The organism is Paraburkholderia sp. HD33-4 (genome assembly GCF_021390635.1).
Taxonomy (GTDB): domain Bacteria; phylum Pseudomonadota; class Gammaproteobacteria; order Burkholderiales; family Burkholderiaceae; genus Paraburkholderia.
The window spans coordinates 2,937,328-2,959,958 of the sequence record NZ_JAJEJS010000002.1 but is presented as its reverse complement, the minus strand read 5'-3'; the positions used below and the strand labels follow the sequence as shown (position 1 = coordinate 2,959,958).

General features: G+C 59.5%; 17 protein-coding genes and 4 pseudogenes. 10 read left to right on the top strand and 11 right to left on the bottom strand.

All coding sequences use genetic code 11. The features are described 5' to 3' along the window. Positions 1-176: 176 nt before the first annotated feature. Positions 177-905, bottom strand: a complete 729-nt coding sequence (locus L0U84_RS33310; protein WP_233856277.1) for a response regulator — start codon at positions 903-905, stop codon at positions 177-179. A gap of 189 nt (positions 906-1,094) precedes the next feature. Here L0U84_RS33310 and L0U84_RS33305 point away from each other — a divergent pair, with 189 nt between their 5' ends. Together L0U84_RS33305 and L0U84_RS33300 are read left to right on the top strand one after the other, a co-directional pair. Beyond that, positions 1,095-1,397 (top strand): hypothetical protein, encoded by a 303-nt coding sequence (locus L0U84_RS33305; protein WP_233856276.1) that lies wholly within the window; start codon positions 1,095-1,097, stop codon positions 1,395-1,397. 51 nt (positions 1,398-1,448) lie between these two features. Then, entirely contained in the window at positions 1,449-1,757 is a 309-nt protein-coding gene (locus L0U84_RS33300; protein WP_233856275.1) for a hypothetical protein, read from the top strand. Here L0U84_RS33300 and L0U84_RS33295 read toward each other — a convergent pair. From L0U84_RS33295 to L0U84_RS33285, 3 genes and pseudogenes are all read right to left on the bottom strand, one after another. Next, a complete protein-coding gene (locus L0U84_RS33295) occupies positions 1,695-2,192 on the bottom strand; it encodes a dienelactone hydrolase family protein (RefSeq protein ID WP_233856274.1) in 498 nt (165 codons plus the stop codon). The genes L0U84_RS33300 and L0U84_RS33295 overlap by 63 nt on opposite strands. Positions 2,193-2,326: 134 nt before the next feature. Further along, on the bottom strand, positions 2,327-4,699 hold the full coding sequence (locus tag L0U84_RS33290; protein ID WP_233856935.1) for a hybrid sensor histidine kinase/response regulator: 2,373 nt from the start codon (positions 4,697-4,699) through the stop codon (positions 2,327-2,329). 730 nt (positions 4,700-5,429) lie between these two features. Then, positions 5,430-6,007 (bottom strand): annotated as a pseudogene (locus L0U84_RS33285) (tyrosine-type recombinase/integrase). Between the two features lie 618 nt (positions 6,008-6,625). Between L0U84_RS33285 and L0U84_RS33280 the strand changes: the two are divergent. Together L0U84_RS33280 and L0U84_RS33275 are read left to right on the top strand one after the other, a co-directional pair. Next, positions 6,626-7,006 (top strand): response regulator, encoded by a 381-nt coding sequence (locus tag L0U84_RS33280; RefSeq protein ID WP_233856273.1) that lies wholly within the window; start codon positions 6,626-6,628, stop codon positions 7,004-7,006. Positions 7,007-7,166: 160 nt separating this feature from the next. Further along, positions 7,167-7,478, top strand: coding sequence for a DUF4148 domain-containing protein (locus L0U84_RS33275; protein WP_233856272.1), 312 nt, complete (start codon positions 7,167-7,169; stop codon positions 7,476-7,478). On the opposite strand, the gene L0U84_RS33270 is transcribed toward L0U84_RS33275, so the two are convergent. Further along, positions 7,410-7,892 carry a hypothetical protein gene (locus L0U84_RS33270; protein ID WP_233856951.1) on the bottom strand — a complete coding sequence of 161 codons (483 nt, stop codon included), beginning with the start codon at positions 7,890-7,892 and terminating at the stop codon, positions 7,410-7,412. The two genes, L0U84_RS33275 and L0U84_RS33270, sit on opposite strands and share 69 nt — an antisense overlap. 1,169 nt (positions 7,893-9,061) lie before the next feature. Here L0U84_RS33270 and L0U84_RS33265 point away from each other — a divergent pair. Then, positions 9,062-10,975, top strand: coding sequence for a kelch repeat-containing protein (locus tag L0U84_RS33265; RefSeq protein WP_233856271.1), 1,914 nt, complete (start codon positions 9,062-9,064; stop codon positions 10,973-10,975). Between the two features lie 425 nt (positions 10,976-11,400). Beyond that, a complete protein-coding gene (locus L0U84_RS33260) occupies positions 11,401-11,682 on the top strand; it encodes a hypothetical protein (RefSeq protein WP_233856270.1) in 282 nt (93 codons plus the stop codon). A gap of 250 nt (positions 11,683-11,932) precedes the next feature. Here L0U84_RS33260 and L0U84_RS33255 read toward each other — a convergent pair. Then, positions 11,933-12,418 (bottom strand): annotated as a pseudogene (locus L0U84_RS33255) (ATP-binding protein); the annotation flags it as partial. Positions 12,419-12,718: 300 nt separating this feature from the next. On the opposite strand from L0U84_RS33255, the gene L0U84_RS33250 reads away from it, so the two are divergent. Further along, on the top strand, positions 12,719-12,886 hold the full coding sequence (locus L0U84_RS33250) for a hypothetical protein (RefSeq protein ID WP_011493047.1): 168 nt from the start codon (positions 12,719-12,721) through the stop codon (positions 12,884-12,886). Further along, positions 12,867-14,924: a recombinase family protein gene (locus L0U84_RS33245; RefSeq protein WP_233845960.1), complete on the top strand. Its 2,058-nt coding sequence runs from the start codon at positions 12,867-12,869 to the stop codon at positions 14,922-14,924. Before L0U84_RS33250 ends, L0U84_RS33245 begins: the two co-directional genes overlap by 20 nt. A gap of 28 nt (positions 14,925-14,952) precedes the next feature. Here L0U84_RS33245 and L0U84_RS33240 read toward each other — a convergent pair. The 4 genes and pseudogenes from L0U84_RS33240 to L0U84_RS33225 all read right to left on the bottom strand — a co-directional run. After that, positions 14,953-15,294, bottom strand: a pseudogene (locus tag L0U84_RS33240) (ATP-binding protein); the annotation flags it as partial. Further along, positions 15,291-16,790 (bottom strand): IS21 family transposase, encoded by a 1,500-nt coding sequence (gene istA, locus L0U84_RS33235; protein WP_233856269.1) that lies wholly within the window; start codon positions 16,788-16,790, stop codon positions 15,291-15,293. The gene istA and the pseudogene L0U84_RS33240, both read right to left, overlap by 4 nt. 359 nt (positions 16,791-17,149) lie before the next feature. Further along, entirely contained in the window at positions 17,150-18,340 is a 1,191-nt protein-coding gene (locus tag L0U84_RS33230) for a M20 aminoacylase family protein (protein ID WP_233856268.1), read from the bottom strand. Positions 18,341-18,365: 25 nt separating this feature from the next. Then, positions 18,366-19,802, bottom strand: coding sequence for a YfcC family protein (locus tag L0U84_RS33225; protein WP_233856267.1), 1,437 nt, complete (start codon positions 19,800-19,802; stop codon positions 18,366-18,368). 60 nt (positions 19,803-19,862) lie between these two features. Here L0U84_RS33225 and L0U84_RS33220 point away from each other — a divergent pair, with 60 nt between their 5' ends. Together L0U84_RS33220 and L0U84_RS33215 are read left to right on the top strand one after the other, a co-directional pair. Next, a complete protein-coding gene (locus L0U84_RS33220) occupies positions 19,863-20,885 on the top strand; it encodes a LysR family transcriptional regulator (protein ID WP_233856266.1) in 1,023 nt (340 codons plus the stop codon). Between the two features lie 438 nt (positions 20,886-21,323). Then, positions 21,324-21,938: a tyrosine-type recombinase/integrase gene (locus tag L0U84_RS33215; RefSeq protein WP_233856265.1), complete on the top strand. Its 615-nt coding sequence runs from the start codon at positions 21,324-21,326 to the stop codon at positions 21,936-21,938. Between the two features lie 504 nt (positions 21,939-22,442). Here the strand turns inward: L0U84_RS33215 and L0U84_RS33210 are convergent. Further along, positions 22,443-22,631 (bottom strand): annotated as a pseudogene (locus L0U84_RS33210) (IS30 family transposase); the annotation flags it as partial.

Below are 22,631 nucleotides of genomic sequence, written 5' to 3'. Positions count from 1 at the left end.
AGCGGCCGCGCACCCCGCCGCTGCCGCCTACGTCTGGCAGATGTCGACCCCGAGGGGGCCCTCGGTGCGCTTAAAAGCGGCCGTTTAGAGGGCGGCGTCAGCTCGGCGAATGGACATCTGGCAGTCAACGTGCGATCGCAGTCCGGATATCTCTTTGGCAAATTTCCAAGAGGCTATTAGCGCGAGCCTCGCCGTTTCCGCTCACTGAGCCATGTAGCCCGTGCTGGTAGATACTGGACAAGGCTTGCGACGCTCTCTACCAGACGGTCGTATAACCGGACGGATTCCTCGACGTTCATTTTATGACTTCGCAATCTTTCAATCCGGGCCGCTTGAGCATGCATGAGTTCGATACCCCTGCAAATGCGGACAGCGCACTCGGTATCGCTGTACGGGCCGAGCGAAGCAATCGCCAAAGCAGGATTCCAACCCTCGTCCGGAGAGGAGTAGGCGGGCGGCGGCGGCGGGTGTTGTGATGCCCTCGGCGGGGAGGTGCTCGCCCAACTGAGATTCCCCACAAGCTTCAGAAGCTGCTCGACAACCACGGGCTTGCGCAATGTGAACTGCGCCAAGCCCGTGACCGGTGGTTCGGCGCCAGACATCAGGACCACGGGGAGCGTGTAAAACCTCGGCAATGTCTTCAGAATTCTCACCGCGTCGGGCCCTTCCAGCTGAGGCATGTTGACATCGGAGATAATGACATCTGGCCTTATTTCAACGGCCGCTCGCAGCGCCGCCGGGCCGTCCTGAATGCTTGCAACATCGTGCCCGCCCGATACAAGAACGGCTTCGAGAGCCTCTCTGATTGCTGCGTCATCGTCTACCAGCAGGACCTTGCACATTTCCGGTTCCATCACTTTACGTGAACGCTGCAATGCGCGTTCCTGTCGTCGGATGAAGGACATGTCGCCGCTCCTTTGCGTGTGGAAAGGCGATCGGTCCCTCGAAAACTGTTTGCAGGCAACGGGCTTTTCCTTGCTGCATCTACGCGGCGGAGCCGATGGTTTGCCATTCGCTTTCGCCAGCGGCGGGACTTTGCATCAGAATCGCAGCTTTGGCATCGCGCATGCTATCGCTTCAGTAGACGATTTCGAATGATTGGGACGCTGATGGATGGCAGCGAGTGTGAATATGAAGACTGCAGAGCGCTGGTGGTAACCCTGGGTAGCAGGATCGCCCGTCACGGGTGTACCAACTGGCCCAGTATCAAAGCGGAGATCAAGGCGCTGATTGACCTCGTGGAGGCGGTCGGTATGCGCGACCCACGATTTCTCAAGACCCTCCATACAGCGCGCCCGCTCCTCGCGCTGAGGCGCCAGGCGGAGGCGCTGGATCATGTGGATTTGTTGCTTTCGGCTGTCAAGCAAAATCGGAACCGGCGTCGCCCGTGGGGGTAAGATCTTGACATGTGTATGAATTCGGCGCTTTTCGACTGAGGGGAGGCGCTCATGGACCTACAGACGGAAGTTGAGCACCTCTGGCTGGCGGACGAGCATGTTGCATTGGCCCGGCGTTGTGCAGAACAACAGCGGCAGATCGTGTCGCGGCTGTGCATGCATAGCCTCGATGTCACCGAGGCTCGCCGGTTGCTGGAAACCATGCAGGACACGGTGGCGGTCGCCTGCGAACACCGTGCACTTATTTTGCGCATCGTCGCCCAGCTCCTGTCAAAAGACATTGGCGGCGACGAGCGGCTAATCGCTTTGGCGGATTCGAAAGATATTTCGCGTCAAGGCTCCGCTGTCGTAGTCATCTGAAGTGCCTACGAATATCCGGATCGGCGCATCGACGAGCTTCCCGAAATCGGCGCCCGACACGTGGTTGAAGCGCCAGCAGATCGGGTACAAAGCCGCGGCGGCCCGAAGATGAGTACTGTCGCCGAGAAGCGCATCACTTTGCTGGTACGTCATCATCAGCATCGTTTCGCCGCCGCCCATCGAGCTATCCATGATTCCGATCCGGGATGAGTCGATTTCGGGGCGCCTCGCCAGCAGACGATAGGCGCCAGCAAAGTCCGACAATTTGGCATCAACGCTCTGGGGACGGCTGGACGCCTCTCCGGGCAGATCGCGTCTGCCCCACTGATCAATTTCGAGCGTCGCGATCCCGACGCGATTGAGCGCCGCTGCATTTACGTTCCATGCAGGATGATCACTGCCGGAAGCGGGCCTTTCACGTTCAGGGGTAGTCATGTTCTGAGCGACGACTGTCCCTCCGACTCCAGCCGTTCACGCTCGGCGGTATCAGCCTCTACATTGTCATCTGCAGCCGGATTTTCACTCGCACCTTCGGTCGCCGGTCGCATCCATCCTGCAAGGATCAGATGTCATTGCTCAGTGTGCCAGTCGCTGGCCAATTGCAGGGCAGCAAGCAACTGGTCCAGGGTATAGGGTTTGCGCAAAGACGTCCACTTGAACTCGAACTGCTCCGAGGCTGGAACCGGATTTCCCGACGCGAAGATAACTCCAAGTTCGGTGTGAATCGAAAGCGCGCGACGCGCGAGTTCGATGCCTGACATGTCGGGCATGACGATGTCGGTGAATAGAACGTCAAAATCGTTGCTTTCCAGAATCATGAGCGCCTCGGCCGCGGTTTGGGCACGATGCGGGGTTATCCCTTCGAGCATCAGTAGCTCAGCTACCGCATCAAGCGACGCAGCGTCGTCATCGACCATCAGAACGCGCAAACCTGGCGGTGTCATGACCGATTCGGCGCCATTTCGGTGGCTAGCGGTAGGGACTGCCTGGATCGCTTCGCTATCACAATCGACAAGCACCTGCCGCACCTTCAGTGCAAGCTGCTCACGACTGTACGGCTTGCTGAGCAACTGGACGCCCGGATCGAGCCGGCCACCATGCACGATCGCATTTTGCGTGTAGCCTGATGTGTAGAGCACCTTGAGCGCAGGCAATATCTGAACGGCCCGGCGAGCCAGCTCCGGAGTGCGCACTGCTCCCGGCATGACCACGTCGGTAAAGAGCAGATCGATATGCGCGCCGCTCTCGATGACAGTGAGCGCCTGCTCGGCGTTGTTGGCCTTGAGCACTACATAGCCGAGACCGGTCAGAACTTCGACAACCGTCGAGCGGACTGTTGGATCGTCCTCCACAACAAGGATCGTCTCGTTGCCGTGCTTCAGTTGGGCCGCCGTGCCCTGTCGGGTTTCGAGCGGCGTGCCGGTGGAGCGGGGCAGATACACCTTGACAGTCGTCCCTTCGCCGACCTCGCTGTAGAGCTGAATATGGCCGCCGCTCTGTTTGACAAAGCCGTAGGCCATGCTCAAACCAAGCCCCGTGCCCTGACCCACTGCTTTCGTACTGAAAAACGGATCAAAGGCGCGCTCCATTACCTCCCGGCTCATTCCGGTTCCAGTGTCTGTGACCGCCAGCATCACATACTGTCCATGGGCGACGTCTGGAAGCGACGATACGTATTCGTCATCAAGCGTTGCATTGGCGAGTTCAAGAGTGAGCTTGCCGCCATCGGGCATTGCGTCCCGGGCATTGATCGCCAGATTCAGGATTACATTCTCGAACTGGTGCGGATCGACGATGGTATTCCACAGGCCGCCGGCGACCATGGACTCGACCTCGATCGTCTCGCCCAGTGCCCGCCGCAGGAGGTCGTCGAGACTGTGGAGCTGACGCGCGGGGTTGATAACTACGGGCGCGAGAGGTTGCTGACGACCGAAGGCGAGCAGCTGGGACGCGAGCTTCGCTCCGCGGTCGACGGCGTCGAGCGCGTTGCCCAGACGCTCGGCGCTCCAGGCGTCGCCGCCATACCTGCTTTGAAGCAGTTCCAGATTGCCGCGCATGACCTGCAGGACGTTATTGAAGTCGTGCGCCACGCCGCCTGTCAGTTTGCCCAGTGCTTCCATTCTCTGTGCCTGAACCAGTGCTGCAGTCGTTTGCTCAAGCAGTTCGCTTGCGCGCCGTCGTTCAGTGATGTCGCGCGTGATTTTTGCAAATCCCACCAGTTCATTATCTTCGTAGATGGCGTCGATGACGACGTGTGCGAAGAAGCGGCTCCCGCCCCGCCGCACGCGCCAGCCCTCGGCCTCGAACCGCCCCTCGCGTCTCGCCGTTTCGAGGCCACGAGAGGGAACGCCCGCTGCGACGTCCTCAGGCGTGTAAAACCGGGAAAAATGGGAGCCGATAATCTCGCTTTCGGTGTACCCCTTGATCCGCCGGGCCCCGGCGTTCCAACTGGTGATGTGTCCATCCGGCGACAGCATGAAGATGGCATAGTCGGTTACGCCCTGAACCAGGAGGCGAAAGCTCCGTTCGCTCTTCAGCACCGCGTCGTGGGCGGCCTTCTTGTCACTGACGTCGGAGATCAACTCGCTGAACCCGACAAGCTGCTGATTGCCATCGCGTAGCGCGGTCAGGACAACGTTCGCCCAGAATGGCGCTCCGTCCTTGCGCATGCGCCAGCCCTCAGCGACAGACCGCCCCGCATCGCAGGCTGCTTTAAGCGCCGCCTCCGGCGCCCCTGAGGCACGATCCGCCTCCGTGTAAAAGCGGGAGAATGGCTGCCCTATAATTTCCTGCGCTTCATACCCCTGGATGCGTTCACCACCGGGATTCCACGTCAGGACAATGCCTTGAGGCGAGAGCGCGCAGATCGCGTAATCGGAGGTGGATTCCGCCCATAGCCTGAGCCAGACGGAGCCGATCTCGGAAGCCGCAGTCTCTTTCATGTGATTACCGGTAAATGCCAAGCCGTTGCGGCGAATGAGAGAGGTCAGCAATTTTCGGGCCCATCCAGGACTGATAGTTCCGGCATGACCCGAGGCTCCGCCATATGGGGAAGCGCGCGGCGGTCGACACGGAGCACTTCCTTTGGTCAGTCATGCGAGGGTCGGCATGAAGCCATGCGCGCGGTTTCTTAGAACCCCTAAATCCATCGGCAGACTATTGCCGATGCGATTGAGCGCGACCTTCGGTCATCATCGAGCCGACGGTGAGCGAAATGTTGTTCCGTAGCGCCTTAATGTTCCACGCCCTCGTTTTCTCACCACTCAAGATTTGCCGAACGCCACCGCGATCGAACGCCGGACAGAATGCGTGCTGGATGGCCGAAGCATCTCGAAAAGCCACCATTAACCTTGCATCCGCACGCGTGGCCATAGTGGGTCGGGAGAACGCCTTCGCGGACAGCGAGCGCGACATTCTCGGTTGTAGAGATCCGAAGGGCGGAAGAGCGACCTGAAGCTGCCTCACGATCGAAGAGGATCGAATGGCGGCAATGGCCGAGTCGAACGCATAGGCTATCCGGCAGCTTTCTGCACCGAAGCGGTCTTGAGGATGGTTGTCCTGCAACAGCGACGCCGGCTCAGGTCCGCCGGTTCTGTCCCGTGACAACCGCGCTGGAGTGCGGCCGCACGAATCCCGATGTAGCATCGTTTCGCGCGGCCAGAACCAGCTGCGCTAAATTTCGGTCTGCTCCGAAATCTCAAGTGCGTCGTCGACTTCGATGCCCAGGTACCTGATTGTGCTCTCAATCTTGCTATGGCCGAGCAGCAACTGCACCGCCCTGAGGTTCTTGGTGCGTTTGTAAATCAAAGTAGCCTTTGGTTCGGCGCATCGAGTGCGTGCCGTACGCAGTCGGATCTAGCTCCGCTGCATCCGCCCGTCGACGTATGATCCGGGCATATTGCCGAGTCGAAAGATGCGGGGACTGCCAATAGTCGACTTGGGAACAGGTACTGCTCCGACTTCAGGCCAGTCTTCTCAAGCCACGCGCCGACCGCCTTCCGGGTCGACTCGGTCAATTCAAACTGGACAGGGCGCTGCGTCTTTCGCTGGATGACTTGCGCCCGCGGCCTCACAAGATCACAACCACGCAGTTTGTTGTCGATTGCAAGGTTGAACAGGGCGAGATCGCGGACAACATGCGCGTTCTGAAGGTAGATGCGGATGGCCCAGACGTCTTTGGGCCTCAGCGGCGGCTTCTGGCCGACCAACTTGCCCTTGTTCCATGCCTCACGGGATTGTTCGGGTTTCATCACAATCTCCCACAGGGTACCCGACCTTGGTACCCCCTCTGATCGGATCTGCCCACGGTTCACACACGGCCCGGCCAGGAATTGCCTTTCATCGATCTTACGAAGACTAAACCCGGGCGGCCGGTCCGCGACCGAATGCTGCTCGATGAACTACAGGTAAATTTCGGCCATTGCTGCCGCTCAGACCTCTCCGCTCGTGAGGCGGGTCCAGGTTGCTCTTCTGCCGTTCGGACCGCGCCAATCTCGAACGTCACGTTTATAGCCAGCGAATGCGAACTTTCGACCCACCTCGGCCGCCTCAGGTTGTCGGGATATCAATGGCTGCTTGCGGGAGTACAACAGCCGCGGCATCTCCCCACGATTGCGGACGCATGGTCAGCCTTTTCCGGAAGCGCCTCACTTTACTCGGCATAGTTGACCGACCGTCTGGACCGCGCGAATTAAACGAGCATTGGCGACGCCCTGACGCATACAAATTGCTTTCATCATTCTGTACAGTTGAATTATCAACCCATGCAAATGCTCATCACTTGGCAACGCCACCATCATTTAATAATACATATTACATAAGAACAATTCTTGGCAGCGCCGCGAACTTCTCGTAATAGGAAATATTGAATGAAGGCCCTCGTCGTTGACGACAATGAGTCTGTCGCGGACAGTCTCGCTTTCCTGCTGGACTGCTATGGCCACCATGCTGCTGTGGCCTACGATGGAAAAACTGCGCTCAGGCTCCTTCATACAAGCGCTTTTGAAATTACTTTCCTTGACGAGAACCTGCCCGACATAAAAGGCAGCGCTGTCGCACGGTCGCTGAGGGAAACGCCGATTCGCTCCGGGGCTTTTCTCGTCTCGATCACGGGAGACGCTGACAGTCAGGGAGACATCGCCTTGCTCTTCGATGCCTGTCTGCAGAAGCCGTTCTCTTGCGAGGCACTCATCCAGGTCATCGAAGACGCTCGCTGCAGCAGCGATTCGACTACTCGCCAGGGCACCTAGACTAACTGTTGTCGACGGAAGCGCACACAACTTATAGCCGGAGGATCAATAGCAAGCCTGTTCCGGTGACTGGACTAACGCAAAATAAGCGAGGAAGTTACGAGCGACCGGCGGCGTCGCGCCGCCTGCGCGGCGCCAATCGGACCCATGGAGATGCGCTATGGAAAAGCTTATGAAAAGCTGCTCGACGCTTGCTGCGTTGGCGCTCCTTCTGACTGGCTATGCCGCCGCCAGCGCACCACACAGGGGGCCACATCTGACCGCGACCGAGTGCCATGACCTGGCTGCGACTAAAAGCAGCGCACCTCGGACAAGGTCACAACATCGAAGCGAGCTTTCGGCTCTGAGCAAAGCGGGCTACAACCCATCGCCATGGCACGACGATCCAGACTACCCCGCGGATCTACACGCCGCGCAGCGCCTGGTCGACCATTGGTTCGAAACGGAGTGCAAGCAGTCTCAACCCAAGTGAGAAGCGCGCCGGAGCCACTACGGGCCTCCTCAGCTTAGCGCGCAGCAAGCCGCGTCGCATTGCAGCGCTGATACCTTGGAGCGTGGTCTGCAGACCGCCCCACGGGTCGCCATTTCGACGAATGCACTTTGTGCGCCGCGTTTTTTCCGTCCACGAGCCCGCTTTACGGATATTGCCCAGTTCGCGCGACCAGATCGCAACCAACAGCAGCTGGGCTTTGCAGGAATCGGGCAGTTTTGAGCAGAACATGTTTATTTGAATCAGGACATTCTGAGGACATGGTCGGCGCGATTTCCGCAAGCCATCCGTCGCACCATCAAACCCGCCTTCGAGCGGGTTTTTATTGCCCGATCGTTTCTCTGCGGCTCGGCTCACCACGTCTGGGTGCCCCAGGAGCCCTTTCTGCGTCCGCATGTTGCAGGTGGTTAATATGTCAGCCTCAACCTATGAACCGGAGAAAGGGATGTCGGGCAGTACAGTTGTCAGAGGCAGCCACACATACCGAGTCCCTACCATCGGCGTGGCGGAGGGACGATACACGTTCGAGATCGTTCATATTGACCGTTCTGGAGACGTTCCCTGTGAAAGGCGCTACCAGCCTGGAATCGCCTACGAGACGGAAAATACTGCGATGGAAGATGGCCTCTACGTGGCCGAAGAGTTGGCTCAGAAACACACAGAGTGACATGCTGGAATCCTGCCCTTCACTCGGTGACGGACAGACATCGACGTGGCGAGCTAGAACCGCTCGTGAGATGCGGGTAGCGTGTTGATACCACAAGGGATTCCAGCGACTTCAGCGCGAGCTTTTCCGCACGGACATGCGGGACGTCAGGAAGCTGGGCCCAAAAAATGGCGCCCAGTCGACGGTGCGCCGTTCAAGTGGACTACCCGACTTGCCGGGAACACACACGCACCCAGCAAACAAAGTGTAGGCAGCGCGTCCCTTCTGCGTCACGCACCGCGAGTAGTGAAATTCCGCCAGTCCACCGCACGCCGCTATGTGCGGCGCATCAATTGGGGGGGGTGCTTGCAATTTTCGGGTTCGCCGGCTCTAATAATCGCGGGACGCGGACAGCGTTTCCGAGTGTGGATAAGCGTGTTTGTCGGCCCTTAGCGGGCCGATTTTTTTTGAACGTTACCGGCTGTCGCGCTCGGTTCAGATACGGAGTCGGGGTCGCTTTCGCGTAGGAATGTCCGGCAAGGGTCTGCCTGGCAAGTCGGAAGCCGCTCGCGGACTGTTCTTCGGAATTCGAATGTCACGGACCCTCAACGGTCGGTCGTCACCTAGCGCTTGCGATGGCCGCTTGCAAGGTACAACCGCCCTTCAATTTGTTTCCTAACAACAGGGTATCCGCGCAGCCAGCGCGGAATCTCTTAAGTAGCCAATGAAACCGAGGCAAGCGGGGATAGTCCGTTCAGAATCAGAAAAAGTTGAGCATCCACAGTGGACGGCGCGAAGAGAAGACAAATAAGCCATCAAGCGCTCGCCGCAATTTTGTCTGATTTTTTCGCCACGTGACCTAAGCTGATAAAGGTGAGCGAGGGTCGAATCCATGCTTGTCAGACGAGTGGTGACCTGCGTGCTTCTGCTTGCCGCGATACTGGCGGCGGGTTGCCAAGATAGCGGTAACGGTCTCGGCAACGGCACGGCCTTGGTGGCGCCGGCCGGGTTAACCGAACGCGATGTAGCAGTTGTCTATGCGCAAGGCACTGAAATCATTCCCAATACGCTCAGCGGTATTAGCAGCGGCAGCAGCAGCGGCCCCATCATGCAGTGCAGCGTGTCGCCGCCTCTGCCCGCGGGGCTATCGCTCAACCCGCAGACCTGCGCAATCAGCGGCACGCCAAACGGCGTTTCTCCCGACACCATTTATACGATCGCCGCCAGCAATGCGGCGGGTAGCGAGTCCATCAGGGTCGAGATCGAGGTCAAGCCCGAAGCGGTCGCCCCGGAAAGCCTGAGCTACTTGAACGCCGCTGTGATCTATACGACCAACGCACCGATCATTCCCAACACACCGATCGCTACCGGCGGAGAAATCACCCTTTACAGCATCTCGCCGGCCCTGCCCGCGGGGCTTCAGTTCGATCCGCACACAGGTATCATTTCCGGCACACCCACGGCGGTAAGCCCACCGGCCGTCTACACGGTAACCGGCAGCAAAAGCGTCGATTCTCTCGAGACCCAGCTCACGATCGAGGTGCACGCTGTAACTCAGCCGCCGGCGAGCCTAAGCTATTGGGACGTGGCTCCCGTGTATGTCGTAGGTCACCCAATCTCCTACGACGAGCCACTGTCTACTGGCGACGAGATCACCTTGTTCTCCGTGTCGCCAGCGTTACCCGCCGGATTAAGCCTGAATCCGCAGACGGGCGCGATCAGCGGGACGCCGACCGCGGCGCAGCCGCCGACGACCTATACGATTACCGGCAGCAACAGCGCGGGCAGCGTCACGGTGCAGATCGTCATCGGCGTCGACGAGCCGGTGACGGGAGCGTGGACAGCTGCTAGCTCAATGAATCAGGCACGGTTCCGGCACACGGCCACACTCCTGCCCAATGGCCAGGTTCTCGTCGCTGGGGGAGTGAGAAAGCAGGCCACTGCCTCCGCCGAACTATACGATCCGGTTGCCAACACCTGGACATCGACCGGCGCCCTGAGGCAGGCGCGCCAATCCCACTCGGCGACGCTGCTCGCCGACGGCCGCGTGCTAGTGGCGGGTGGCTTCAAAACAGGCGTGGGCAGTGAACAGTCGTCGGCGGAGTTGTACGATCCGACCTCGGCGAGCTGGTCGTCCACCGGCAGCATGAGCGATGCACGTGATTTGCACACGGCCACGCTATTACCCAACGGCCTCGTGCTCGTAGCGGGCGGCGAGGGTAAGGGAGGCGCCCTGTCGTCGGCCGAGTTGTACAACCCGGCGACGGGAAACTGGTCGTCAACAGGCAGCATGGCACAAGCGCGCTTTTCCCATACTGCCACGCTGTTGGCCAACGGCCTCGTCCTCGTCGTGGGCGGGACGAGCGATTCAGGCATCCTTTCTTCGGCGGAACTCTACAATCCGGCAACCGGGACCTGGTCGCCCACGGGTAGCATGAGTCAGGTGCGCACCGACTTCGCCACCGCGTTGCTACTTGACAGAACGATGCTGGCGATAGCGGGAACCGACGGAAACACCGAGCTGTCGTCAGCCGAACGATACAACACCGCCACAGGCACATGGACACCGACCGGCAGCCTGATCCATGCGCGCGACTTCCTGACTGCCACGTTGCTGCCCAATGGCCAGGTGCTTGCCGCTGCCGGGCTGGCAGCCGGGAGCGATCTTTACTCTGATGAGCTCTACGATCCCACTACGGGCACCTGGACGCCGACAGCCAGCATGAGCCTGGCGCGCGAGCAGCATACGGCGACGCTGCTAGCTGACGGTAGCGTGCTCATAGCCGGGGGAGTCGGTCGCGGAATATTCGCTCACGCCGAACTTTTCCACTGATACGAGGACGCAGATCGCGACTTGTGGTGGCAATAGATACTCAGTGCGCGATGTCGACCCACACTACACTGCTCCCAGACGGGCGCGTGCTCGCGGCGGGAGGATATGGTCGTCGCTCCCTGACTTCATCTGAGCTGTTCCATTGAACGCGCACCATCGGCGCGGATGCCCCGGCAACGGTGGCGGCAGAGGTCTAGAAACCGAGAGGCGGTAGGTGTCCAAGTCGGCATAGTAGACTCCAGCCGCTCACACGGCATCGAGGGTGTCAATGAAAATCCGCAAGCTAACGATAGCGTTTCTTTTGGGGCTCGCGTCTTCTATGGCATGCCCGTAGTGATCAATGGCCACGGCCTTCATTACAGCAATCTCGACCGGCAGATCACGGATCGCGTTATCGCTGATGCATCGATGCATCGACCAATCCGATGTACTCCATCGTCCGTAGCGCACCGGTGGCCCCCGGACACCGCCCCTTTATCAGTGTCCTCCTGTCCCATACAGCCCTGTCACAGGGGATCATTGTGATGACTCTACAAGTTCTTTTCAATGATAAGAGCTTGCGGTTCGGCGGTTATCTCGGTAGCGGCATCGCGTTCTGCACAGTTGCCGACCAATCGCAATGCGTACTCGATGCAGGAACGGTCCTACAGACGGCCTTCAACTTCTACCTTGAGAAGACGGGTAAGCGCCCGGGCAAGACATCTTGAACAGGCGCGTTTGCCAGATGGTGCGCACCGAACGCGCGGGTGGTGTTTGCCGGCTGTCACCCCATGGATGGTCAGGAGACCTTCAAGCGGCTGGATTGTTGGACTGTTCGGTGACTGCTTGTGGGCCGGAAGTACGCGTTCAGCCACCTCGCCGGCAAGCTGCCCTTGAAGACTCCTGGATAGCGTCAAGCAGGAAGTCCGGTTTACCGACAAACATCTTGGCCGGTCGGCCGAGGTGATTGTCGCTGCGTCAGGGGGTCATGGTTGTCGCTCCGTTCGGGGTGTCAGTGGGTAATTGACGGCGGCGCTCTTTCTGTTTGTCGCTGGCTGTGCGGCGCCGATAGCTTTCGACATTCAGCTCAAAGATGGTCGAGTGATGGACGAGCCGGTCGATGGCGGCCACCGTCATGCCGGGGTCCGGGAAGACGTCGTTCCAGCCGGAGAACGGCTGGTTGGCCGTTATCAGAAGACTTTTCCGCTCATACCTCTCGGCGATCAACTCGAACAGCACGCTGGTTTCGGCCTGGTCTTTCCTCACGTACGACAGATCATCGAGGATGATCAGGTCGAACCGGTCAAGCTTCGCCAGCGCCGAAGGCAGCTGCAGACTCTGGCGCGCGACCTGGAGCTTCTGCACGATTTCGCCGGTGCGCGTGAACAATACGCGATAGCCGGCGTCGATTAACGCATGGCCGATGGCGGACCCCAAGTGACTTTTCCCGCTGCCGGGCGAACCCACTACACACTGCCCATCATCATTGCGATGATGTGATCATCCGCTATCCGTTTCACCCTCGCTGCGGTGAACGGATAACCGTCATCGGGATGAACAATTACCGGGGCGAGTCGTATCTGACTATCAGGCAGCCCGATGGCACTCTGACGCATCTTCCGCCGTGGATGGCAGGCGAGGATGCTGCCCGCATGTCTGTCGTCGTCCAGCCGGAGTTGCCTCATGCGGTGCTGATCGAACTTCTGCGCCTGGTCGACACGGCGTTATCGTGCTTTGCGGCGGTAACACCTGAGGGAGGCAAAGATGCGCAACCAGATGACGAGGCAGAAGGATCTGTTCGAGGAAACTGTGCCGGAGGCGTTAGTATCAGAGGAGATGCAAGCCGAGCTGGTGACGCAACTGGCGCTGCTGATGTTCGCGTTGATCGACGTCATCGAAGCGGAGGCGCGTGATGAGCAAGATCGGCGCTGAACACCTTTCCCGTCGTGCATACGTGTACGTCCGTCAGTCAACGCTGGATCAGGTCCACCACAATCGCGAGAGCCAGTTGCGCCAATACGGGCTTGCCGATCGCGCACGCGGACTTGGCTGGCCAGATGCGACGGTTATCGATGACGACCTGGGTCGCTCCGGCTCTGGCAATCATCGTCCCGGATTCGAGCGCCTATTGGTGGCACTGTGCAGCGGCGAAGTGGGTGCCGTATTCTGCATCGAAGCCTCGCGTCTTGCGCGCAATGGTCGTGACTGGCACACGCTTCTGGAATTCTGCCGTCTTGTAGGATGCCTGCTGATTGACGAAGATGGAATTTACGATCCGAGACAGCCTAACGATCGCCTCCTGTTAGGCATGAAGGGCACGCTTTCCGAGATGGAGCTTTCGACGTTTCGCCAACGCTCACAGGCGGCTCTTGATCAGAAAGCCAAACGCGGTGAACTGTTCACGTCGGTGCCAATCGGTTATGTGCGTGCACAAGGAAATCGTATCGAGAAGGATCCTGATACCCGCGTCCGGGAAGCGCTCGATCTGGCGTTCCGGAAGTTTCGCGAGTTTGGTAGCGTCAGGCAGGTCCTCCTATGGATTCGACAGGAATGCATTGAGCTACCCGCGGTGAACTACGGCCCGGACGGTCGCCACATTGTATGGAAGCTTCCCGTCTATAACACCCTTCTGCACATCCTGACGAATCCGACTTATGGCGGCGCATACGCGTTTGGCAAGACCCGGACTATTGCTCGCATTGTGAACGGACGCAAGCGAGTGTTTGCGGGCAACCCCCTTCAGCGCGAGGAATGGCAGGCCTTGATCATCGAGCACCACGCGGGCTACATTAGCTGGGACGAGTACGAGGCGAACCGCAAATTGATTACCAATAACGCGAACATGAAGGGCAGCATGGTCCGCGGCGCTGTCAAGCGCGGGAGCTCGCTTCTGGCGGGACTGCTTCGTTGCGGTCACTGCGGGCGCAAGCTGCACGTTGCGTATTCCGGCACCAAAGGCACCGTCGCGCGGTACAACTGTCAGGGCAGCATGATCAATCATGGTGGCCCTCGCTGCATTTCGTTTGGTGCGGTTCGTGTTGATCAACGCGTTACTGAAGAAGTTTTGCGCCAACTTCAACCGTTAGGTATTCGTGCATCACTCGAGGCCATTGAACGTACACGAACAGAGCAGGACGAACGCGTGCGGCACAAGGAGCTGGCACTTGAACAGGCGCGGTATGAAGCTGCGCGAGCACGTCGGCAATACGATGCGATTGATCCTGAGAACCGGCTGGTTGCGGCGGAACTTGAGCGACGGTGGAATGAAACGCTGAAGACGCAGGTGCAAATACAGACCGAACTCGACCTCCTGCGCGAACAGTCATCGAGGGCGCTGAGTGCGGGCGCGCGTGATGAACTTCTGCGACTCGGTGAAGACCTGCCCCGGCTATGGCACCACCCGGCCAGTTCGGTCGAGATCAAGAAACGCATTCTTAGGACGGTCGTCAAGGAGATCGTTGCCACAAAGCAGGACGACACGATTCGTGCACTCGTGCATTGGCAAGGAGGCGATCACACCGAGATCGTGTTCGAGAAGAACCACACAGGTGAGCATCGCTGGGCCACCGATGTCGCAACGATAGACATCGTTCGCGCGTTGGCGAGAACGTTGGCAGATCAAGGCGTAGCGGCGGTCATCAATCGACTAGGCAAACGGACGGCGAAGGGCCACACCTGGACCGCCGCGCGAATCTGCACGCTGCGGAAGGACCATCGAATCCCTGCATATCGCGAAGGCGAACGGCAGGAGCGCCGCGAACTGACGGTTACAGAAGTAGCCACCCTGCTGGGTATCAGTGCGCCAACCGTCATCCGCCTGATTCGAGTCGGGAGGTTGCCGGCGTCACAGGCTTGTCTGGGTGCGCCATGGATCATCCAGCAGGTGGACGTCGACAATTATCTGGAGCGACGAGCTGCGGACCGTCCGCAATCAGATAACTCAAATCAATTATCCATTGATCTTCAATGACATAGGGAGGTGAGCATTATGTCTCGTGCCCGGGTGGACCGAACATCAGGATCGTGGCGCCTTTCTCAAGCCACGAATCGCCGGTGGCCAGCGCCATCACATGCGCCTTCGAGACCATCGGCACAACGCCGAAGTCGAAGGTGGCGAGCGTCTTGGTCAGATCCAGATGTGACTCGGTACGGTGACGCTCGATTCTTCGTTTGGCCCGCTCGGCGAGTTCATGTTCGAGCAATGCGCCGAGTAACCGGGACGCCTGCCAGCTTTCCTTGTCCGAGCGTTCAGCGAAGTCCGGCCATAATCGACTGATCGTTGGCAGGCGCAATTCGTTGAGCATCAGCGCGATACGGCCAGCATCGTAGGCGGTGTTCATGCGAGCACCTCCTCATCGAGCAACGTGTCATAGAGCGCGGCGGACGGCATCTCGACGACAACCACCGGACACTCGGCCTGGCGCGGCGCGAACTCAGCGAACAGCGCCTTCAGATCGGGCAGTTCACCGAGTTCCAGCAATGCGTCGAGTCTCTGCGCCAGTTGCGCCTCGACGCCGTGGTTTCCTGCCAGCTCAAGCAAGCCCACGATGGTCTTGCATGCGCTGCGCGGCGTCAGCGCCTCCTCCAGGCGCTCCCAGGTCCGTCGGTAGGCCTCACGCGGAAACAGATCGTCACGGAACGCGAGACCCCTGAAGGCCTGCGGCTTGCGTTTGAGCGAGTCGATGAAGTGCCGGTAGTCGATGCCGCGACCGCGCCGTTTGCTCGTGTGCGTGGCTCTCGCCGTGCTGTGCACGAGCGCGCCGGACAGATAGCAATCGAGCCGGTCACTGTAGAGGCGTACCTTCAGGCGATGACCGATCAGCCGCGACGGGGCGCTGTACAGGACGCAACGCACGGTGAACGTGCCGCAGCGTGTCACGCGTGCTTCCTCCTCGGCGAAGTCGGTGGTACGGTGCTCAGGCAGATCCAGCAGGTGTTCGCGCTCGATCTGGAACGCTGCAGCATTGCGCCGGTTGCGGCGCATCACCACCCCGCGCACGAACTCGTCGTACGCGGCCCGGTCCGCGAAATCGCGGTGACCGCGCAACTCCAGAGCCTGATCGACCTGATCCTTCAGATAGCGATGCGAGGATTCGACGCTGCCATTCTCATGACCCATGCCACGGTTGTTGCGCGTGCCTTCCATCCCGTAATGTTCGAGCAGTGCCGCATAGCGAACCGTGAAGTCTTCCTCTTCCTGCAGGTTTCTGAAGGCTGCCGACAGACTGTCGGAGCGGTGTTCGCGCGGGCAGCCGCCGGCCTGCCACAGCGCATTCTGCAATCCCGTTGCGAGCGCCTGGAAGCTCTCCCCGCCATCGACCACACTGGCGTACTCCCAGCGCGAGAACGCCAGCACGAAGTGATAAAGCAGGTGGTTAAACGGGACGCCGCCGATCGTTACACACAGCTTGTCCATGTGTGTGAAGTCCGATAGGCCTCGCGCGCCCGGCTGATACGTTTGAGGGAAGAATACTTCCTGGTTCGGCCCTTCGAGCGCGCGCCACTGGCTGACATGCCGCTCAAACGTGCGACGCATGCTGTCGGGAAAGCGCTCGGGATGGTCCTCCTGCAATTTGCGCAGCAGGGTGATCGCCTTCAGCCTTGGCGACGAGCGCAACAATGGGACGACTTCGATCTCCCACACGTCGGCGAACGGATCAGGGCGCGAGCGCCAGTAGCGCCGGGGCTGCTGTGACGGTAGTCCGGCTTCACGTTCGACGCGTCGCGCCGTGCGCTCGCTTATGCCCGACTTCGCTGCAGCGAGCTTCTGTGGATGAAGTTTGCGGTGGTTCATGTAGAGGCGGACCTGTTGGTCGGTAATGCGGGTTCCAGACATGGGCTGACCGCCTCTTTTTAGATTCAGTCAGCCATCCTAGACCTCGCCGACCCGGCGCCGCCGGCAGTTCGTCGTCTGCGGCGGCTACGCCGCCTCCGACTCCTCACTACCGGCCAAGATGAATGTCGGTACACCGGACGAAATCATTGTCGCCCCCCAAAGACTCCAACGCACCGCGACAGCGAATGTGTGGCTTACTGCATAATGGCATGTATTTCCGGGAGCCTTCAGCCCGTTTCTCAATGTTTCCATCGCGCGGGTTTCGTGTGTCACGAGAGCCTGGTCAGTTGCTTGGCGACCAGCGTGCTGCCGTGGACGGCGCGCCGCACGACTGGTTCGAGACGGCCACTATCAGTCGTCTATTGGACCGGCAGATAACGTTCCACCAGTCTTGCCCAAAAGGCGGAGCCGACGACCAGGTTCTCGTCATTGAAGTCGTAGGTTGCACTATGCAGGGTGTTCCCGCCATCTGTCGGGCCATTCCCGATCCGTAGGAATGCTCCTGGACACGCCTGCAGCATGTACGCAAAGTCCTCGCTGCCCATTAATGGGTCCATCTGTTCCGTCACCCGATCCTCGCCGACCAGCTCTTTCGCGACCTCTATCGCCAGTTCTGTTTCCGCGTCGGTATTCGTCACCACCGGGTAGCCTTCAACATAGTCGACAACTGCGCTGAGGCCATAACTGTCAGCCTGCGCATGCACGAGCCTGGTGATCCTTTCTTTCAGCTTCCTACGGACATCCGCGTCGAACGATCGAACGCTGATGCTCAACTCGACCTCGCCCGGAATCACATTGGGGGCTGTTCCTCCTGCTATCTTTCCAATGGTTACGACCGCGGATTGGGTCGGATCGATGTTGCGGGACACGATGGTCTGCAAGGCCATCACGATGCTGCCTGCCGCGACGATCGGGTCGTTGGCCAGATGGGGACGCGCAGCGTGCCCACCGTTGCCCACAATTTTCACGAAGACGCGGTCGCCCGCCGCCATGAAGTTTCCCTTGCGGAACATGAACGTGCCCGTTGGAGCGCCCGGATGGTTGTGCATGGCGAACACGGCGTCACAGGGGAACCGCGTGAAGAGCCCTTGCTCCACCATTCTCTTGGCCCCGCTGTCGTAGCCGCGCTCCTCTGCCGGTTGGAAGATCAGATGCACGGTGCCGTCGAATCGCCCGCGTTGTGCGAGGTGTCGGGCTGCGCCGAGCAGCATTGCGGTATGCCCGTCGTGACCGCACGCATGCATCCGCCCCGGGTGGAGGCTCTTGTGGCTGAACGTATTGAGCTCTTCGATCGGCAGTCCGTCCATATCGGCGCGGATTCCGATACGACGTTTGCCCGAGCCCAGTCGCAATGTTCCGACCAATCCGGTGCCGGCAATGCCAGTCTCGACCGAGTAACCGTACTCCCTCAGGCGACTTGCCACGATCTGCGCAGTCTGTGCTTCCTCGAATGCCAGTTCAGGGCAGCAATGCAGCGTATAACGGAGCTTGCGCATCTCGTCGGCATGCGGTTGCAGGTCGGAGATGGAAGTGAGGTCAGGTAATAGCATGTTCGATCCAGAAGGTAGCGGCTGACTAGAATGGGCCCCAATGCATCGCGACGCCCACCGCAATGGCAGCGATCGAGATGACCAACCAGGCAATCAGCAAAGGCAAGATGAAACGCATCCACTTGAAATAGGGAATGCCAGATGTCGCAAGGACAGCCATCAGGACACCGGAAGTCGGGTTGAAGCAGTTGATGAAACCTTCGCCGAGCAGCACCGCCTGTACCGTTACCTGTCGGGTCAGGTGCAGCGTGTCACCAAGCGGTGCGAAGATCGGCACGAGCGCGGCCGATTCGCCCGATCCGGACGAGATTCCGACGTGAATCAATGCCGCGCTCAGGAACATGCTGATCGCGGCTGACGTGGAATCGAGCGGGGCGAGCCAGCCGGTCAGCATGTTGACGATCGGGTCCAGAATCTTCCCTTCACTCAGGACGATCGAGATCGCCCGCGCCATACCCACGACGAGCGCGCCCTTGACGAGCCCGCTACAACCGTAAAGCAACGTGTCCGCAAGCTTGCCAGGGCGAATGCCACTCACGATCCCGGTGGCAATCGCCATCACGAGAAACATCGCGATCATTTCGGTCTCGGCCCAATGCCATGTCGCTGAACCATAGACAAAGACCGACAGGCAGACGAGCACGATACCGACTACAGTCAATTGGCGTGCGTCGGGGCGTCGTTGAGACGAGGAACGCAGAGTCACGCCTTGGCCCGGTGCCGGAGCGCATACCGCCAAACCACTCTTCCGATATGCTCCGATCCGAACAACGAGAAAAGCAATCGTAGCGAGCAGGAAGGCGACGTAGATGCACACCCTGAACGTCATGCCGGAAAACATCGGCAGGCCAGCGAGGCGTTGTGACAGTCCGGTCGTCACCGGGTTGAGGAGGCCCGTGTTGAAGCCGGCATACGTGCCCAGATAGATCAGGCCGGCCCCGATCTCTTTCGACAGTCCCATCGACTCCGCAAGCATCAGTCCGAGCGGGACGAAAGCCACGACCGAGTTCGTCACCACGCCAAATGTGCCGAGCAGCGAAAAGATCACGCAGAGGACGATAACGGTGACGTGTGCCCGCATCCCTTCGCGATGCGCGACCATGGCGAGCATGCTGCGGACGGCGCCGGTCGCTTCCAGCACCGCGAGCGAACCGCCGGTGAACAGGATAAGAAAGATGATCGGTGCAGACGTGATCATCCCTTGGGCCAGTGCAACAAATATTTCACCAGGCATCACACCGCGCTGCGTGACCGGTTTCAGGCTGTTCGGAACAACAAAGCTGATACCGTTGCTAACGGTCCGGGAAAACTCGCCCGGTGGCACGGCCCAAGTGGCGGCCACGGCCACCGCCAGCATCACGAAGAGCAGCACATAAGGGTTGATCGGCTCCTTGCCTCCCGCCAGATGGGACGGCGGCCCCTTTTGCTCCGCGCCTCCGACTAGTTGACTGGCTTCGTTCATGATGCTCCTCCATCAATGCGCTTGAGTTGTAAGTCACTCTTGTCTCCACCCGGCCTGGTGATGGCTGCATCCCTGACCGGCTCTGCGCGCAGTATCAGCGAAAACCGGCATGGAAAGTTGCTCGGTGAGCTGCGAAAATGTTGCACCGAATGCAACAGCGGAGCTGCTTTGGAAACCTACGAACGGAGCTTCTCGGAGCGCACACTGCAGTACCTCGTCGCGATAGCGAACTACGGCGGCATGCGTCAGGCCGCGCTTGGCCTGGATGTGAACGTTTCGACGATTAGCCGGCAGGTCGCGCTGGCCGAGCGCGAGCTTCGGCTTTCGCTCGTGACACGTCGCGGCCGAAGAATGGAGTTGACCGAAGCGGGTCAGATGGCGGTCGACTATTTTCGCGACTGCGAACGCAATGCACGCCGATTCCGTGCACAGCTCGACGAATACCGCAGCCTGCGGCGCGGGCAGGTCACAATTGCCGCAGGTGAGGGAATCGTGACGAGTCTGGTTGAGGTCGCGCTGAAGCCGTTCCTCGACAAATACCCCAGCATCGTCGTGGAGTTGCGCACCGGTCCGCTTCCCCAATTGATCTCGATGATCCGCGAGGATGTGGTCGATATTTGCGTGTCCATCGGCGCCTCGACCGACCCGACATTGAACGCGCGCAGGTTTCAAAGCGAGCCTTTGTGCGCGATCTTTTCGGTCGACCATCCGATGTCGTCGCGCAAATCGGCAAAGATGGAGGAACTCGCCAACGAACGTCTGGTTTTCATGCCCGCAGAGTTCGGCCTGCAGGCCCATGTCAACGCGATCCTCGCCGATATTGGGCGCACATACGTGCCGGCATTCCGTTGCGATCGGTTTTCGACGGCAGCGGCGCTTGCAGCACAGAACCTGGCGGTTGCTTTCATGACACGCGGGGCAGCGCGGGAGAGGATTGCATCCGGACAGGTCAAGGCCGTGCCGATCGATCACCCGATCGCCCGTACGTTTGATCGCTATGTGATCACGCGGGCCGGACGACGACTTGGGCCGGCCGCGAACTATCTCCTGCGGGAAATTATCAGTCTGATGTCGACTGTGTAGTGACAGACGTTGCACAGGTCGCGTTCAGGACGTTCGCGCTTTCGCATATTGTGCGATCGACATAGCGTGGCGGATGGCTGTTGTTTCCAGTAAGCGATCATCTTGTTCGCGCTGGCTCGAACGTCCCTTGAGGGTCGGGAAGGTGAGTTCGCTGATCGAGAAAGCGGCCTTTCGGTTACCCAGTCAAATCTCGGCGGCAATCCGCCACATTGCTGACGTAACGATAGCCCCGCCCAAACGGCGGCAATGGCCGAAATTTGCCTGTAGGTCCTCGGGCAGCATTCAGTTGATCACCAGCCGTCCGAGCGGAAGGCCTCGTTGGATCGCTAAAAGGCAACGCCTGGCCGGGCCGGTGTGAACCCCGGTCAATTCCACCCAATGCGGGCCTCGAGGTCGCGTACCACAATCGAACTCCCATCATCCCTGTGGGAGACTATGATGAAGACCGAACAACCCCGTGAGGCATGGAACAAAGGCAAGCTGGTCGGCCAGAAGCCACCGTTGAGGCCGAAAGACGTCTGGGCCATCCGGATCTACCTTCAGAATGCTCATGCCGTCCGCGATCTCGCCCTGTTCAACCTTGCAATCGACAGCAAACTGCGTGGTTGTGATCTTGTCAGTCTGCGAGTCCGCGATGTGATGCACGGCAATCAGGTCCTGGCGAGGACGCAAGTCATTCAACGAAAGACACAACGCCCTGTCCAGTTTGAATTGACCGAGTCGACCCGGAAGGCGGTCGACGCGTGGCTTGAGAAGGCTGCCCTGAAGTCGGAGCAGTACCTCTTCCCAAGTCGGCTATTGGCGTTCCCGCATCTTTCAACCCGGCAATATGCCCGGATGATTCGTCGATGGGCCGATGCCGCGGGGCTTGATCCGACAGCGTACGGTACCGATTCGATGCGACGCACGAAGGCGACCCTGATTTACAAACGCACAAAGAATCTCAGGGCAGTGCAGTTGCTGCTCGGCCATAGCAAGATTGAGAGCACAATCAGATACTTGGGCATAGAAGTCGACGACGCGCTTGAGATTTCGGAGCAGACTGAAATCTAGCGTAGCCGGTTCCGGCTGAGCGAAACGATGCAACATCTAGGTTTGTGCGGATGCCTTCCAGCCCGGCACTCATGGGGCAAACGCGGCGACTCGTGCTGGCGGTCGCCGCGCTGGACAACCATCCTCGAGGCCGCTTCGGGCGGGTGACCTGCCGGACAGCCTATGCGTTCGACTCGGCCATAGTTGACGTTCAGGTGCCGCTGCCCGTGGGGCAGCCTCAAGACACTGTCCTGCCGTTCCCATTTCGGTAGCCACGAATGCCAGACGCCGTTCTCAGCGAACGCGTGCTCCCGACCCTCAAGAGACACTCACGCCAACTCGCACGATTGTCCGCTCACTGACGAACTAGAGCCATTCTAAGGGGCTAACCAGCTTGATTACCGACCCTGTCACAGTGATGATGTTCATCAAATCGAGAGCGATGGATACCACTTTGATATCCGTAGTCGTCGGGCGGGATTCAACTGGTGGACGCAATAGTTTGGTTAAACCGCTCGGCTCGCTTCAGTGTCTTCCTTGGACGTTCAGGCGTCTCGCCATGGCGTTGAGTTTGGCCTGTGAATACACCGACAGGTCGGTACCTTTCGGGAAGTACTGCCTCAGCAGTCCGTTCGTGTTCTCATTCGATCCACGCTGCCAGGGATGTTGCGGGTCGCAGAAGTAGACGGCGATGTCAGTGAGTTCACGCACTTT